The sequence below is a fragment of the Alteromonas sp. OM2203 genome (assembly GCF_048517045.1).
In the GTDB taxonomy this organism is placed as follows: domain Bacteria; phylum Pseudomonadota; class Gammaproteobacteria; order Enterobacterales; family Alteromonadaceae; genus Alteromonas; species Alteromonas gracilis.
On sequence record NZ_CP183209.1, the window covers coordinates 767326 to 782247 of the forward strand.

At 45.8% G+C, this 14922-nt stretch carries 14 protein-coding genes; 12 read left to right on the top strand and 2 right to left on the bottom strand.

The genetic code is table 11. The annotated features are described in order from the left end of the window. Positions 1-219: 219 nt before the first annotated feature. The 12 genes from djlA (at position 220) to ACM0P2_RS03430 (ending at position 12799) form a co-directional block, all read left to right on the top strand. Positions 220-1083: a co-chaperone DjlA gene (gene djlA, locus ACM0P2_RS03375; protein WP_159118382.1), complete on the top strand. Its 864-nt coding sequence runs from the start codon at positions 220-222 to the stop codon at positions 1081-1083. Further along, the gene (gene xerD, locus ACM0P2_RS03380) at positions 1084-2010 is read left to right on the top strand and encodes a site-specific tyrosine recombinase XerD (protein WP_159118383.1); all 927 of its coding nucleotides are present in this window, start codon (positions 1084-1086) and stop codon (positions 2008-2010) included. It abuts the gene before it with no gap. 332 nt (positions 2011-2342) lie between these two features. Next, positions 2343-3065: a bifunctional protein-disulfide isomerase/oxidoreductase DsbC gene (gene dsbC, locus ACM0P2_RS03385; RefSeq protein WP_159118384.1), complete on the top strand. Its 723-nt coding sequence runs from the start codon at positions 2343-2345 to the stop codon at positions 3063-3065. A 215-nt stretch (positions 3066-3280) separates the two neighbouring features. After that, complete coding sequence (recJ, locus tag ACM0P2_RS03390) at positions 3281-5002, top strand: single-stranded-DNA-specific exonuclease RecJ (protein ID WP_159118385.1); 1722 nt, start codon at positions 3281-3283, stop codon at positions 5000-5002. A 43-nt stretch (positions 5003-5045) separates the two neighbouring features. Next, positions 5046-5327, top strand: coding sequence for a hypothetical protein (locus ACM0P2_RS03395; RefSeq protein ID WP_105930701.1), 282 nt, complete (start codon positions 5046-5048; stop codon positions 5325-5327). Positions 5328-5434: 107 nt separating this feature from the next. Next, a complete protein-coding gene (gene recO, locus ACM0P2_RS03400; RefSeq protein WP_390608784.1) occupies positions 5435-6148 on the top strand; it encodes a DNA repair protein RecO in 714 nt (237 codons plus the stop codon). Positions 6149-6347: 199 nt separating this feature from the next. Next, complete coding sequence (pdxJ, locus tag ACM0P2_RS03405; RefSeq protein WP_159118388.1) at positions 6348-7085, top strand: pyridoxine 5'-phosphate synthase; 738 nt, start codon at positions 6348-6350, stop codon at positions 7083-7085. A gap of 17 nt (positions 7086-7102) precedes the next feature. Then, positions 7103-7483: a holo-ACP synthase gene (acpS, locus tag ACM0P2_RS03410; RefSeq protein ID WP_159118389.1), complete on the top strand. Its 381-nt coding sequence runs from the start codon at positions 7103-7105 to the stop codon at positions 7481-7483. A 150-nt stretch (positions 7484-7633) separates the two neighbouring features. Next, positions 7634-9094: a 23S rRNA (uracil(1939)-C(5))-methyltransferase RlmD gene (gene rlmD, locus ACM0P2_RS03415; RefSeq protein WP_159118390.1), complete on the top strand. Its 1461-nt coding sequence runs from the start codon at positions 7634-7636 to the stop codon at positions 9092-9094. 12 nt (positions 9095-9106) lie between these two features. Then, positions 9107-11290 (top strand): GTP diphosphokinase, encoded by a 2184-nt coding sequence (gene relA, locus ACM0P2_RS03420; protein WP_159118391.1) that lies wholly within the window; start codon positions 9107-9109, stop codon positions 11288-11290. Further along, positions 11268-12155, top strand: a complete 888-nt coding sequence (gene mazG, locus ACM0P2_RS03425) for a nucleoside triphosphate pyrophosphohydrolase (protein WP_159118392.1) — start codon at positions 11268-11270, stop codon at positions 12153-12155. The genes relA and mazG overlap by 23 nt, the downstream gene beginning before the upstream one ends. 275 nt (positions 12156-12430) lie before the next feature. Next, a complete protein-coding gene (locus ACM0P2_RS03430) occupies positions 12431-12799 on the top strand; it encodes a YbaN family protein (protein ID WP_159118393.1) in 369 nt (122 codons plus the stop codon). 85 nt (positions 12800-12884) lie between these two features. On the opposite strand, the gene ACM0P2_RS03435 is transcribed toward ACM0P2_RS03430, so the two are convergent. Beyond that, positions 12885-14051 carry a hydroxymethylglutaryl-CoA reductase gene (locus ACM0P2_RS03435; protein ID WP_159118394.1) on the bottom strand — a complete coding sequence of 389 codons (1167 nt, stop codon included), beginning with the start codon at positions 14049-14051 and terminating at the stop codon, positions 12885-12887. A 165-nt stretch (positions 14052-14216) separates the two neighbouring features. Then, positions 14217-14918, bottom strand: coding sequence for a tetratricopeptide repeat protein (locus tag ACM0P2_RS03440; protein WP_159118395.1), 702 nt, complete (start codon positions 14916-14918; stop codon positions 14217-14219). Between the last annotated feature and the right edge of the window lie 4 nt (positions 14919-14922).

Consider the following 14922-nt stretch of genomic DNA (forward strand, 5'->3'; position numbering starts at 1 on the left):
AGCCTTCAAGACCAGAAGAGAGAATCGTGGTTGCCCAATAAATAGCGCATTAGTACTGTTGGGACAGATACTAGGGAAAAACGTCAAGCAAAGCGCTACAAGCGCTAGTTAACTAGCTTATGTATTTGATATGATGCAGGACATGTCACGCTGTGCACGGCGTGCGCAGGCAAAGAAAGCATTACCTTTTTGATTCGTGCACTAATGGAGTATGACGCGATGTCAATTTGGGGAAAAATCCTCGGCGCCTTATTCGGCTTTATGTTTCTTAAAATACCTGGGGCAATTTTAGGCCTATTAGTTGGTCATTTTTTCGATAAAGCCTACCGTCAAGATTTCAATCAGTTAGGTGGATTTGGCCGTTTTTTTACCGATCAGGATAACCTAAAGCAACAGGCTATTTTCTTTCATAGCTTGTTTAGTGCATTAGGGCATTTAGCCAAGTCAGACGGTAAAGTAACAGACCGTGAAATCCAGATCGCTACATCACTAATGGATGAAATGCGCCTAACAGGTGATGCTCGACGTGAAGCACAAGATGCGTTTAGAGAAGGAAAAGCACGGGATTTTCCTTTGGTCGACACCTTAAAAGGGTTCTATGAAGCAAGTCATGGAAGAAGAGATATACTCCAAGTATTTCTGGAAATACTTATCCAAGCTGCATTTGCCGACGGTCAACTCTCTCAAGAGGAATATCATGTACTTGAGAAAGTAGCGAAACCGTTAGGCTTTAGACGCCGGGATTTAGACTACTTAATTTCTATGTACGAGGCGGAAATTCGCTTTAGACAACGAGGCGGTCAGCGTGGTCACTCGGGAGCGGGGCAACGTCAACACTCTGCCGGGCATCAATCTGCATATTCAGAACAGCAAAGTATTGATGACGCTTATAAAATATTAGGCGTGTCGTCTTCCGACGATGAGAAAACCATTAAACGTGCTTACAGAAAACGCATGGCTGAACATCACCCGGATAAGCTTGTCTCTAAAGGGTTGCCAGAGCAGGCCATGGAAATTGCTAAGAAAAAAGCACAAGATATTCAGTCAGCCTATGAATTAATCAAACAAAAGCGTGGCTTTTAAATGGCGAGAACTGAACGCGAGCTAACCTATGTGCCGGCGGCCAGCCAAGCGCATATCGATGGATTTATCGAAATGCTGTGGCTTGAAAAAGGGTTGTCAGAACATACGCAGCAAAGCTATCGCACAGACCTTACCAAGCTTGCTATTTTCAGCAATAACGTAGGCGTTAAAGATATCGCAGTGTTAACTACCGAGCAGCTTCAGGACTATTTAGCATTTCGCCACGATAAAGGATTATCGACACGCAGTACTCAAAGAGCGCTGAGCGCAATTCGAGCGTTTTTCGTTTATCTTATTAGCAAGCAAGTTCGCGTTGATAGCCCAGTTTCAGCGCTATCTAACCCTAAAACACCCAAAGCGTTGCCCTCATCTTTAAGCGAACAGCAGGTAGAAGACTTGCTTAATTCACCGCTTACGGACGACCCTATTGAATGTAGAGATAAAAGCATGCTCGAAGTGCTCTACGCTACCGGTCTTCGAGTGAGTGAACTTATCGGGTTGACGATGGATCAGATAAGTATTCAACAAGGTGTAGTGCGAGTAGTAGGTAAAGGTAACAAAGAGCGTTTAGTTCCATTAGGGGAAGAAGCAATTGAATGGCTGCTTACCTATATCAAAACGGCGCGTCCCATCCTGGCAACTAAGCCCTCTGACTTTGTGTTCCTTAGCAAACGGGGCCAGAAAATGACTCGTCAGACGTTTTGGCACCGTATTAAATATTATGCTGTGAAAGCCGGAATTGAACAGCATTTGTCACCACACACCCTAAGGCATGCCTTCGCAACACATTTGCTTAATCACGGCGCTGATTTGCGTGTTGTGCAAATGCTGTTAGGACACAGTGACCTCTCTACTACTCAAATTTATACCCATGTGGCAACAGAGCGACTTCAAACGCTTATTCACAGTCATCACCCAAGAGGCTAGTGTTAAAAGAACTGAACTTTAAATCACAAATACTATAAGTGGTGTACTGCATAAGATAAGGTTCATATTCAGCGTGTATTAAGTTGAATTGTGTATGGTAGGATATTCTAGTCGAGTGAAAGTTGTTGTGATCGTAATGTGAGCATTAATTAGAATAAGAGCTCTCGGCCATCTTTTTGGCGTGAATATTCCCTGAAAGTTAGCATGTGAAATGCAATTTTTGGGTAACTAATACGGTCTGATGAGAAGTAACGTTAGATTGTAAGCGGTTGCTTTATGGTTAATGAGAGCACCAGCGCAGTTGCCCAAAAGGCACAATGGAGAAATGTTTAGTGAAAGTAGTACAGAAAATATTGTTAGCTGGCGTTGTCGCAGCAAGTTCATTACTCGGGCTTAGCGCACACGCCGCTGATGAAGCCGCTATTCGTGACAAGTTAACGTCGATGTTAGGTTTAGACGTGGAAACGATTGCAGACTCTCCAGTGTCAGGTTTGGTGCAGGTATCTACAAACCGCGGCTTGTTTTACGTTAGTGAAAATGGTCAATACTTACTGCAGGCCCGTGTATTTAATATCGACGAAGAAATGCGCAACGAGACAGAAATTGCGCTTTCTGGTCTGCGTAAAGACGGCGTAAAAAAAATGGAGTCGTCTTCAATAACGTTTAAAGCGAAAGATGAAAAGCACGAAATCAGTGTTTTCACCGACATTACCTGTGGCTACTGCCGTAAATTCCACAACGAAATTGATGCGTTGAATGATGCTGGCATCACTGTTCATTACCTTGCATTTCCTCGTTCGGGCCTAAATAGTCAGAATTACGAAGATATGGTGTCAGTATGGTGTGCCAAAGACCCTCAAAAAGCACTTACTAGAGCAAAAGCGGGTAGCGATGTAGCCAGCGCAAGCTGCAAAAATAAGGTAGCGGAACAGTATATGCTGGGGCAAAAGTTAGGGGTAAATGGCACCCCAAATATTATCTTGCCTGACGGTTCACTGATACCTGGATATCAGCCTGCTGCTTTGTTGACAAAGGCGCTAGAAGCGACAGAATAACGCTTTGTAGAACTCCAAAAGATTATAGAAAAAACGCACTTGTGCGTTTTTTCTTTTTCTGGGGTATTATCTCTTAAATTCTTTTCCAAAAAGTTTTTCATCACATTTTTGTACAGTGAGACATTGCGATACTGAAAGAGTAGGTTGTTACTGTAAAGAGTATGTCGACACTGTACATCATCAATTGTAACGACAATATTGGTTAGTGGTATCTCATGATTTTGCCTATTGTTCGCCGCGAGGTTTCGGGCACCTCGCTAAGCTCAGACTTACACCCAGTTATCGACAGAATTTATCGTGGCCGCAATGTTGCGAATATGGATGATTTGGAAAACGGTCTCAAAGGATTGACCCACTTCAACGCCCTGAAAGGGATGCCAGAAGCAGCGCAAATCCTCGCTGATGCGATAGAACAAAATAAGCGCATAATTATTGTTGGCGATTTTGATGCCGATGGTGCCACCAGTACCTCAGTGTGCATTTTGGCGCTTCGCGCCATGGGCTATCACAATGTCGATTTCCTAGTGCCTAATCGATTCGATTTTGGATACGGACTTAGCGTGCCCATCGTAGACGAAGCTGCTAAACAAGGGGCAGAGGTAATTGTTACGGTGGATAACGGCATATCCTGTATTGATGGTGTAACCCATGCTAAAGCACTAGGAATGCAGGTTGTTGTTACCGACCACCATTTACCTGGTGAAGTCTTACCGCCAGCTGACGCGATAGTAAATCCTAACCAACCCGGTTGTACGTTTCCCTCTAAAAACTTAGCAGGTGTCGGCGTTGCCTTTTATATTATGCTTGCGCTAAAGGCTGAGTTGCAGCAGCGAGGGTATTTTGAAAAGGTAGGCATCGCGCCGCCAAATTTAGCTTCACTGCTTGATATCGTTGCCGTCGGTACTGTGGCAGACGTGGTGGTACTGGATAAGAATAATCGAATTTTGGTTCACCAGGGGCTTCAGCGCATTCGGGCTGGCAAATGCCGGCCAGGTATTAAGGCGCTGGTGGAAGTGGCCAATCGCGATTGCGCTCATTTGACGTCAACTGACTTAGGCTTTGTTGTTGGGCCTAGGCTCAATGCGGCAGGACGCCTCGATGACATGTCGCAAGGCATTGCCTGCCTGTTAGAAGAAGAAGTGATTCAAGCGCGAATGATAGCGGCTGAACTTGACGCGCTTAATAAAGAGCGCCGTGAAATTGAAACCGGTATGAAAGCGCAAGCTGAAGCTGTGCTTGAGCAAATGGCGCTAGATGAGGGGGATATGCCAAGTGCACTGGTGGTTTATCGTGAAGACTTCCATCAGGGCGTTATTGGGATAGTCGCAGGGCGTTTAAAAGAAAAGTATCTTAAACCCGTTATCGCTTTTGCCCATCAAGACGACGCAATCATTAAGGGCTCCGCACGCTCTATTCCGGGCGTACACATTCGTGATGTGCTTGATGAAGTGAATACCCGCTATCCGGGTGTTATTGAAAAGTTTGGTGGGCACGCCATGGCAGCAGGCCTAAGCTTGCCTGTTGAAAAGTTGCAAGACTTTGAGAAGGGGTTTATTGAAATCGCGGCTAGGCATATGGAAAAACTCGACGGTAGTCACGCGCTGCTCTCGGACGGTGATTTATCATCAGAAGAACTCTGTCTGCCTTTTGCACACCTGCTGCGACAAGCTGGCCCATTTGGACAAGGCTTCGAGTCTCCACTATTTGATGGTGAATTTACCCTTCTCGATCAGCGTTTAGTGGGGCAAAAACATCTTAAAATGGTGCTAAAGTCTGACGGTATCAACGAGGTCGACGCTATAGCATTTAATGTTGATATCAACTCATGGCCAAATGCTATGATCAAGCGTATTCGAATTGCTTATCGACTCGATATCAATGTATTTAGAGGGCAAGAAACGGTGCAACTTATTGTGGAGCAAATAGAAGCGATATAGCATAGTGGACGTGGCTTCAGGGAAAATCAAAGGGTACAAAAGGGTGAAAAGCGAAAGACAGAAATTGGTTGAAAAGCATCGTCAGCTAAATCAAACCGACAATGTTAAAGTGATGTCGCATGTGCAGCGTGAAGAGAAAGACAGTGATTGGATCCGCCACACCATTATGCTGGAAGGCATCGATGTGCCCTTTATCTACCGACGTAAGCAGCAGTACCAGAGCTTGAAAGGTGCTCGGGTTAATGTGACTTACTATCGACATGTTGAAGATGTGGCCGGTATTGAATTTGAAACTATGAAAGTGGTTCGAATCAAACGCAGTTAGGCGCGTGGCTCGTAGAATGCTCCATTGCCGTCTAATGAATAAAAATTGAAACGGGATCGCTGCTACGGGTAGCAACATCGTATGCCGATAAAACACAGTGAGAAACAATGAATAATGAATGGTTAAATGCCTATGTGTTACATAGACGCCCCTACAGGGAAACCAGCTATATTGTTGATTTTTTCACGTTGGAAGAAGGACGGATAAGTGCGGTTGCGAAAGGCGTAAAAAACAGTAAGTCAGATAAAAAAAGTCTGCTCCAACCTTTTCAACACCTTCGTTTGCAGCTTAGTGGTAAATCAGAGTTAAAGAACTTGCGGCACGTTGAAAGCGTTTCTCCCTCCATCAACCTTGCGGGTACCGCCTTATTTTGTGCCATGTATGTCAATGAATTAACTAACCGCATAATGCCCGCAGGTCTTGCCAGCGATGGCGTGCACAATGCGTATGAAAATGCACTGTTATCACTGCGTGATGAAAACGATATAGAAGTTACCTTGAGGCAGTTTGAGTTTGCATTGCTTGATGAAATGGGTCTGTTGCCCGATTTCACAACGGACGTGGAATACGAGATGCCGATAGTGGAAAGCGGAAGCTACCATTTTCAGATGGATGCTGGATTTATTAGATTGCCAGAGGATGCGGCAGGCGCAAGAGGAATGCGGGGGTTACCTGGCCAAGCCTTACTCAGTTTGTCGCAGGGCGAATTTACCCCCCTTAGTAAAAAGGTGGCAAAAGTACTTTGCCGCGATTTACTTAAACCACTTATTGGTGACAAGCCGCTGAAAAGTCGGGAACTCTTTATGTCAAAGCCCCGTTGAGCATTCGCGTAAAGGGTGGACAAGATAACGGCTTGTTCATCTTAGTAAAAATTATTTTCTCTTAACTCAAGCGCGTAAACAGCACCTAAAATCAAAAACTTTGTTACAATCTTCAAACCTTACAAAGGCGTATTACGCCGTTAAATCAACTTGATAGATACGAAGAGTGCTTCTTCGTTCTTTTACGCTAGGTGGTGAAATGAGCACGATTTTATTAGGCGTTAACATCGACCATATCGCAACGCTTCGCAATGCGCGTGGTACACATTATCCAGATCCAGTGCACGCTGCTGATATAGCTGAGCGTGCGGGCGCAGATGGCATAACGGTTCATTTACGTGAAGATCGCCGCCATATAAAAGACCGCGACGTACGTATTTTGGCGCAGACCATCAATACGCGACTGAATTTAGAAATGGCGGTCACCGATGAAATGCTTGCTATTGCAGAGGAAGTGAAACCCGTTTTTTGCTGCTTAGTACCTGAAAAGCGAGAAGAATTAACCACTGAAGGTGGCCTTGATGTAGCGGGCAATTTTCACAATATCAAAGCCGCCTGTGAAAGACTCGCTAATGCAAACATTCTGGTGTCGTTATTTATTGATGCAGATAAAGCGCAAATTGACGCGGCAGCAGCATGTAAAGCGCCTTATATCGAAATTCATACAGGGCAATACGCAGAAGCCATCAGCGAAGAAGAGCAGCACAAAGAACTCGCTCGTTTAGTAGAGGGAATTGAGTACGCCGACAGTTTAGGGCTGAAAGTGAATGCGGGTCATGGCTTGCACTATCATAATGTTAAACCTATCGCGGCTATTCCTCAGCTAATCGAGCTAAACATTGGTCACGCCATTATTGCGCGCGCGGCGTTTGATGGCCTTCACACTGCCGTTGCCGATATGCGTAAACTCATGCTTGAAGCTCGAGCAGGTATTTAATAAAGGTAAAACAAACAGTGGCTATCGCTGGATTGGGTACGGATATAGTAGAAATTGCACGCCTTGGAAAAGGCGATGGTGTCAATGAACGCTTGGCCAAGCGTGTGCTTACGGCTGCTGAACTGCAGCAGTTCAGTGAGCACAGCACGCCGGTGCGCTTTTTAGCCAAACGTTTTGCTGCAAAAGAAGCGGCGGTTAAAGCGCTAGGCACTGGTATTGGCAATGGTGTCAGCTGGCAACATATTGAAGTGCGCAATAACGACCTAGGTGCGCCAGAATTACATTTTTCTGGTGAATTTGCATCAATATGTGAAGCGCGAGGCATAACACGAAGTGTAATTAGTATCTCAGATGAGCAGCATTACGCCGTTGCCACCGTTATACTAGAGACAGCGTAACCATGGGCTTCCTTTGAGGGAAGCAACACGTTAGCCAACAGTGCTTACTTTTCTTATTAATATTTTTTAGAAAGCATCGACGGCAGATTCTTATGAAGGTTGAAAGGCCTAGCAAAAACCATTTATACAAACAGGGAACCGGAGTCTCACTTGGCAAACCTTTTCAAACAGTCGCGCAGTAAGCAAAAAGATAAAGCGTCTCGTACTCAAAGCAGTGCTTCAAAAAGAGGAAGTGTTAGTGCAAATGCGCAGGTCGCTGGTCTGCGGTTTGGGAAGGATAAAAAAACAACAAATATCAGCGCAAGCCAAGCAATAGATACGGTAACCATTGATGATTTAGATTGGATGGGTAATGGCGTGGCGCGCGGTAATCCCATGGTGTTTGTGGAAGGCGCCCTTGTAGGAGAAACCTGCGATATAGAGGCGTTATCTAGTAAAAAGAAAGTCATAAACGCCAAAGCGAAAAAAATCCACGCGCCAAGTGAAGTAAGACAAGTACCTTTTTGCCCTGTGTTTGATGCATGCGGCGGGTGCCAGCTACAGCACATAAAACCCGACGCTGCCCTTGCGCAACGTGACCTTGCCCTTAAAGTGATGATGGAGCGTCACCTTGCAATGAAGCCACACGTTTGGCAAGCATCTCTAGAGGGGCCTCGCCCTCAATATCGCAGGAAAGCAAGGCTGGCCATAGATGCCCGTAACCCTAATCTAATTAAGTTGGGCTTCCGCGAAGCGAATAGCAATAATGTTATCAATGTAGAAACATGCCCTATATTGGTTGACCCGCTATCTACAATTATTGGTCCGTTGCGAGACGCGTTGACAGGGTTTGAGTCTGCTCGTCATATTGGGCATGTTAGCCTTGTTGCAGGTGATAATACCTCACACCTTGTTATTAAACACACCAAAGCCCTTGAGGCTGAGCTGATTGATGCGGTGAGCGCATTGGTGAGCGAAAATTTCTCTGTTAGCGACCATGATATCGAATTCAAACTTGAGAATAAGCAAGGGCAAATTCGCAGTGTAGGTAAGCATACTGATATTGTTATGAATACGGTAAATGGTTGCTCAATTTCCCCCAGTGCTAACGACTTTATTCAAATAAATAAAGTGGTTAATGAAAAAATGATTAACCAAGCAATAGACTGGCTAAGTCCTCAGCCCGACGAGCGTGTAGCTGATTGGTTTAGCGGGCTGGGTAATTTTACTTTGCCCATTGCTAAGCGAGGTGCAAAGGTTCAAGCGATAGAGGGTGTGGCCGAGATGGTGCGCCGAGCTAAAGACAATGCACAGCAGCAGGGCATTGAAAATGTTGAGTGGCTGCATTTAGATTTAGCCGATAAGACCAACGTCGAGGCTTCATTGCAACAAGGCGTTGATAAGGTATTGCTAGACCCCTCACGAGAAGGGGCGTTGACTGTTTGTCACGCGCTTGTAAAAGCACTACCAAAAACGATAGTGTATGTTTCTTGCAATCCAAGTACGTTTACAAGAGATGCAAAGGTGTTGATAGACGGAGGTTATGAAATGGAAAAAGCGGGCGTAGCAGAAATGTTCCCCTTCACCCATCACATGGAAATGATGGCCTTGTTTACGCGTAAGCAGCAGTAACGAGTAAAGGATATGGTATCTACAAGAAAGGTCCACGAAGCCGATCGGCCGCCCTTTGAAGCGTGGTTAGACAGCCTAGAGCTAAGTGCAGAAACAAAAGAAAAGCTAAGTGCGGTGTCCTCCATGCCTGAGCGACTATTGGTTGGTCAGGAAATGGTTGAGATTTTGTGCCAACTTAATATGGATGATGCGACGCTGCAGGCCGCGCTGGTTTTTCCTTATTGCGAACAGCATGCGTTGAGTGAAGACGACATATATGAAGAGTTTGGCGGCGAGATTCGCGACCTCATTGTTGGTGTTCGCCGCATGGATGCCATAAAGTCGTTACACGCTCGTAAAGTAAGTGGCTCTGGCTTTGCTCAGAAATCAGATGAACAGCACATAGACAGCATTCGTCGCATGCTGCTTGCGATGGTAGAAGACGTACGCGCCGTTGTAATAAAAATGGCCGAGCGTATTTGCGCACTACAACAGGTTAAAAAAGCCGACGAAGAAACTCGCGTCATGGTGGCACGGGAGTGCGCTAGTATTTATGCGCCACTAGCAAATCGTTTGGGCATAGGTCAGCTAAAGTGGGAGCTTGAAGATCTCGCTTTTCGTTATTTGCATCCGATTACCTATAAACAAATTGCGCAGCAGCTTGACGGCAAGCGCAGAGAACGCGCCGAATATATAGATACTATTGTAGACGATCTGCAAGGTTTGCTTGACAGCGAAGAGATCCGCGCCGAGGTTTATGGTCGCCCTAAGCATATTTTCAGCATTTGGAAAAAAATGCAGAAAAAGCGCCTTACGTTTGAGCAGCTTTTCGACATTCGTGCAGTGCGTATTATTGCCGAGCGTTTGCAAGACTGTTACGCAGCGCTAGGCACCGTTCACGCTAGTTACAAGCATTTACCCAACGAGTTTGACGATTATATTGCAACACCAAAGCCCAATGGCTATCAATCTATTCATACGGTTATTGTGGGGCCTGAAGGGAAGTCGGTCGAGATTCAAATTCGCACACAGAAAATGCATCAGGATGCAGAGCTTGGTGTGGCTGCGCACTGGAAGTACAAAGAAGGTAGCACGGGCAAGCAGTCAGGCTATGACGAGCGCATAAATTGGCTTCGTCGTATACTTGCATGGCAAGAAGAAGTGGCCGAATCGGGTGATTTGGTTGAAGAGCTTCGTAGCCAGGTGTTTGACGATAGAGTGTACGTGTTCACACCGAAAGGCGACGTTATTGACCTTCCCCAAGGTGCTACGCCGCTTGATTTTGCGTATTACATTCACAGTAATGTAGGTCATCGCTGCATTGGCGCAAAAGTGAATGGGCGTATCGTACCGTTTACTTACTTGCTGCAAAGTGGGGATCAGATAGAAGTACTCACCGGCAAAGAACCAAACCCAAGTCGCGACTGGATGCACCCTGGCCTTGGTTATGTGCACTCCTCACGGGCCCGTGCCACCATTCATTCGTATTTTAAGAAACAGGACAGGGATAAAAACCTTGCCGCTGGCAAAGAGCTGTTAGAGCGTGAGCTTCAGCGCGCCCACTTGTCAGCTAAAGTACCTAATGAGGCATTTGAGAAGTTTAACTTACAAAGCCTTGATGATTTGTATACTGCGGTAGGCGCTGGCGATGTGCGCGTTATGCAGGTGATTAACTTTATTCACCATTTGCAGGAGCCGCCAGCCCCAGAGCCCGAGATAAGCCCGAAGGTTAAAACCAGAAAAACCGCAGCCGGCACAGGTAAGAAAGATGCGGTGGTAGTGCAGGGCGTGGGTCACCTAATGAGCCAGCTGGCGAACTGCTGTAAGCCGGTGCCCGGCGAAGCTATATTGGGTTATATCACCCAAGGTCGCGGTGTAAGCGTTCATAAAGAAAATTGCGACCAGCTGCAGCACTTGTTGTCACAGCACCCTGAACGCCAAATAGAAGTGAATTGGTCACAAGAGCTTAAAGTGGGTTTTGAGACGGGCATTGATATATTTTGTCATGATAGAACAGGGCTGTTGCGCGACATCACTACGGTGTTGGCTAACGAAAACGTGCCGTTATTAGGTGTAAACAGCTTAAGTGACAAAAACAGACAAACGGCGCTAATCACTATTTCGATAGAAGTTCATGATCTCGACACCGTATCAAAAGTGCTAACTCGACTGCGACAGCTTAAAGGCGTGACTGATGCAAAACGCAAACAAAGCTAAGCTTACTGAAATGCAGCGGCTGCTTGAAATAATGGAACAGCTGCGCGACCCCCAATCTGGGTGCCCGTGGGATGTGAAACAGACCATGGAAAGTCTAACTCGCTACACCATAGAAGAAGCCTACGAAGTGGCTGATGCTATTGCCACTGGTGATATGCGCGATATTAAGGATGAGTTGGGTGACTTGCTGTTTCAAGTGGTGTTCTACGCGCAGATAGCCAGTGAATCTAAAGCGTTTTCTTTTGACGATGTGGCGCAGAGTATCAGCGACAAGCTGGTGCGTCGTCACCCTCATGTTTTTGCTGATAGTGCCAATAGCAATAACGGTTTAAATGAGACCGCGCTGAACGAACAATGGGAATCAATCAAGGCTGAAGAAAGACGCGCTAAACAAACTGGTAATCACAGTATTTTAGATAGTGTTCCGTCAGGAATGCCAGCACTGATGTACGCACAAAAGTTGCAAAAAGCATGTGCCAAGGTTGGCTTTGATTGGCCTGATGCCGCACCCGTAATAGATAAAGTACGTGAGGAAGTGGAAGAGATTCAGCAAGAACTGGATTTCAAACAGCGAGCACAAGGGGCACTGAATGCTGGCGTTGCACCTTTAAACAGTGGCGTGCCCGATAACCAACAAGCTATTGAAGAAGAAATTGGCGATGCACTTTTTGCCATGGTTAACTTGGCAAGGCATTGCAAGGTAGATGCTGATACCGCACTTCGAAACGCCAGTAATAAGTTTGCTAACCGTTTTAAAGGAGTAGAGCACTTGGCGGCAGAGCAGGGCGAGAAGCTCGACGCATTGACGCTTGATGAAATGGAAGCGCTGTGGCAGCAAGTTAAAAAGTCCTCTCGTTCTAAGTGAAGAGCTCGTTATGGAGTCTCCAAACACGCCTCGTTAATTAACTTTCTACCATATTCGCCTATCAGAAAACGAATGGCCTATGAATTAGACCAATGTAGATGGAAACTTTCCCATTTTGGCTTATGTTTATAATGTAGGTTTGATTTACGACAAGGCCACGTAGATCCGTTTTGTCTAAAATCTGTGTATAAAAATGGCACATTGGAAGGGTGTTTAACCAGTGTTCTTCAAAAGCACTGGCCAAGGAGTTGGTTTGGATTGGGCGTAATTGTTTTATGAAAAAAATACTGTATTCAACGCTGGGGTTGTTCTTAACGCTCTTAGGCATTGTTGGAGCATTCTTACCGGTAATGCCAACCACGGTATTTTTGATAGCTGCGCTTTTTTGTTTTACGAAATCCTCACCGCGCCTTGAAAGCTGGTTGATTCAGCATCCCAAATACGGCCCAGGTCTTGTTGCATGGCGAAAGCATGGTGCAATATCGAAAAAGGTAAAATGCATTGCCTGCTGTAGCATGCTTTTAAGCTTTATTTTTGTTTGCCTGTTTGCATCTATTCCCATTCCTGCCTACATAGGCATTGGTGTGTTTATGGGAGTCGGCGCGTACTTTGTGGTTACACGCCCCAGTCTTCCTGCTATTTAGTTTCTTCAAACGCATTAAGTCACGCTTATTTTGAGAAGTCTTTGCCTTATTCGAAGGCATATGCTTTTTGATACACTCAAAACGTCTAGCGATTTCTACCAAGTCGTTCGTGACTACTTACCCATTCATCGGCCACCACAGCAGAACCCAAAGATAAATCGCCGCACAATACGGTCGCAGCAACAATTTCAGCAAACTTATTTACGCTGCCTCTTTCGGTGCAGCCAAGCACACTTAAACATTCGTTTTGGGTTGCCAGGCCCGTACCACCGCCATACGTGGCAACGATTAACGACGGAATAGTGACCGAAAAGTAATAGTCGCCGTTTGGCGTTATTTCAGCGTAGGTAAACCCCGCCGACGACTCAGCCACATTAGCGACATCTTGCCCGCAAGCGATGAACATGGCGGTAATACCGTTAGCGAAATGCGCACCATTGTTAACGCTACCTGCCATCAATGCGCCCATATTTGAATATTGGCGCTGTTTAAACAAAGCCTCTGGCGGGCAATGCATAATCTCCGTCATAAGTTGTTTTGGCAGGGTGATTTCTGCTACAACGCGCTTTCCGCGGGTATGCAGCGAGTTTAAGTGCGAGTGCTTTTTATCGGTATCAAGGTTTGCGGCCAGTACGAAATGGTCGATAGCGTTTGGATAGTTTGCTTGTATCCACTCGCAACCCGCTTTTGTGGCTTTACTTACCATGTTCTGACCAGCAGCATCGCCGCAGGTAAAGTTGAATCTAAGCCAGCGTAGCTTAGAGGCCGCATACTGCTCAATATCTCTTAATCTTCCCACGCTGGTGGTGTTATCACAGGCTTGTTTAATTGCACTGAAATTTTGCTCTACCCACTTACCAAAGGCTAAAGCCTCTCTGGCATTGCTAAACGCAAACAAAGGTGCTCGCTGCATAGCATCGTCAATAACCGTCGTAGTAATACCGCCTGCTTCCCTTGTTAGACGCATACCTCTACTGTAGCTGGCTGTTAGCGTCCCCTCTGTTGTAGCCATGGGAACGTAAAATTCGCCCTTAGCATGCTCTCCATTTACCAACATTGGGCCTGCAAAGCCAATAGGTACCTGTGCAACGCCGGCAAAGTTTTCTATGTTGCCCGATAAGGTTTCAGGCGGGATTGAATAGTATCCTAAGTGGTTTAACTGAGTGCCTGTCTCGCGGGCGATAAACTCGCGGCGGGTCTGGCTCATGTCATGGGTATAGTCGTTGTCTGAAGAACGTGGGATTTTAGGCATTAGGCCACTCCTTTTTTATTTCATAATAGGAGCGCTGGTATCAGATGAACACTGTTTACAATTTATACATTAAGATAAATGCAGTCTATGTAAATGAATTAAGTGAAGAAAGGCGTCTAATACACCTTTCTATCACTAATATCTGGAAAAGTTAGGCTCTGCCAACTAACTTTTTCTCGCTATTTTCGCCTCCAATAAAGCGATTTCTTTTTTGCGACCTAAGTCTGCAATAGGGCGATCTGAACGACTTGGAGCGACCTGTGCCTTTTTGGCGAATTTAAGGGCTTCGTCATATTTACCGTTATCGAATAAATACTCCGCGTAAAAATAGTTAGGATCTATTCCGTCAGGGTTTATTTCAAGCGCATGCTTTAGCAATTTTTCAGCTTTTTTGTCGCTACCGAAACTAATAGGCCAGCCCGGAAGCTTATGGTACAGCACGCCTAGACTGGTCATTGCAGAGCCAGAGAGTGCGTTTTCGTCCAATCGCATTGCTTGTTCAAAACTCTTACGAGCATCCTTTGCGTAGTCCAGAGCACCAAGGCCGCCCTTGGCACCGGCTGTACTGGATTGAATTATGCCTTGCCAAATCAATAGTTCAGGGTTGTTGGGTTCTGCCTTAACGAAAGATTTAGCGGTATTAATAAGGGCGACGAATGCTTTTTCCCTTTCTGCATCATCAAGTTCATAGTTAATATGTGCCCACTGATGCTGAAGTGTCTTTAACGGGGTGGTTGCTGTTTCACTTGAGGCTGATGTCGGCGCTGTACTTTCTGTGGCCTCGTTAGCTTGAGCCATAGCCGTATGACTTAATGCCAGACCGAGTCCTAGAATTACCGTGGTGCTAAGCGTGGTTAATTTCTTCATAGTA

Excerpts from the sequence above, each read along its gene's own strand:
- djlA (WP_159118382.1), top strand. The coding sequence starts at position 220 with ATGTCAATTTGGGGAAAAATCCTCGGCGCCTTATTCGGCTTTATGTTT.
- xerD (WP_159118383.1), top strand. The coding sequence starts at position 1,084 with ATGGCGAGAACTGAACGCGAGCTAACCTATGTGCCGGCGGCCAGCCAA.
- recJ (WP_159118385.1), top strand. The coding sequence starts at position 3,281 with ATGATTTTGCCTATTGTTCGCCGCGAGGTTTCGGGCACCTCGCTAAGC.
- recO (WP_390608784.1), top strand. The coding sequence starts at position 5,435 with ATGAATAATGAATGGTTAAATGCCTATGTGTTACATAGACGCCCCTAC.
- pdxJ (WP_159118388.1), top strand. The coding sequence starts at position 6,348 with ATGAGCACGATTTTATTAGGCGTTAACATCGACCATATCGCAACGCTT.
- relA (WP_159118391.1), top strand. The coding sequence starts at position 9,107 with ATGGTATCTACAAGAAAGGTCCACGAAGCCGATCGGCCGCCCTTTGAA.
- mazG (WP_159118392.1), top strand. The coding sequence starts at position 11,268 with ATGCAAAACGCAAACAAAGCTAAGCTTACTGAAATGCAGCGGCTGCTT.
- ACM0P2_RS03430 (WP_159118393.1), top strand. The coding sequence starts at position 12,431 with ATGAAAAAAATACTGTATTCAACGCTGGGGTTGTTCTTAACGCTCTTA.
- ACM0P2_RS03435 (WP_159118394.1), bottom strand. The coding sequence starts at position 14,051 with ATGCCTAAAATCCCACGTTCTTCAGACAACGACTATACCCATGACATG.
- ACM0P2_RS03440 (WP_159118395.1), bottom strand. The coding sequence starts at position 14,918 with ATGAAGAAATTAACCACGCTTAGCACCACGGTAATTCTAGGACTCGGT.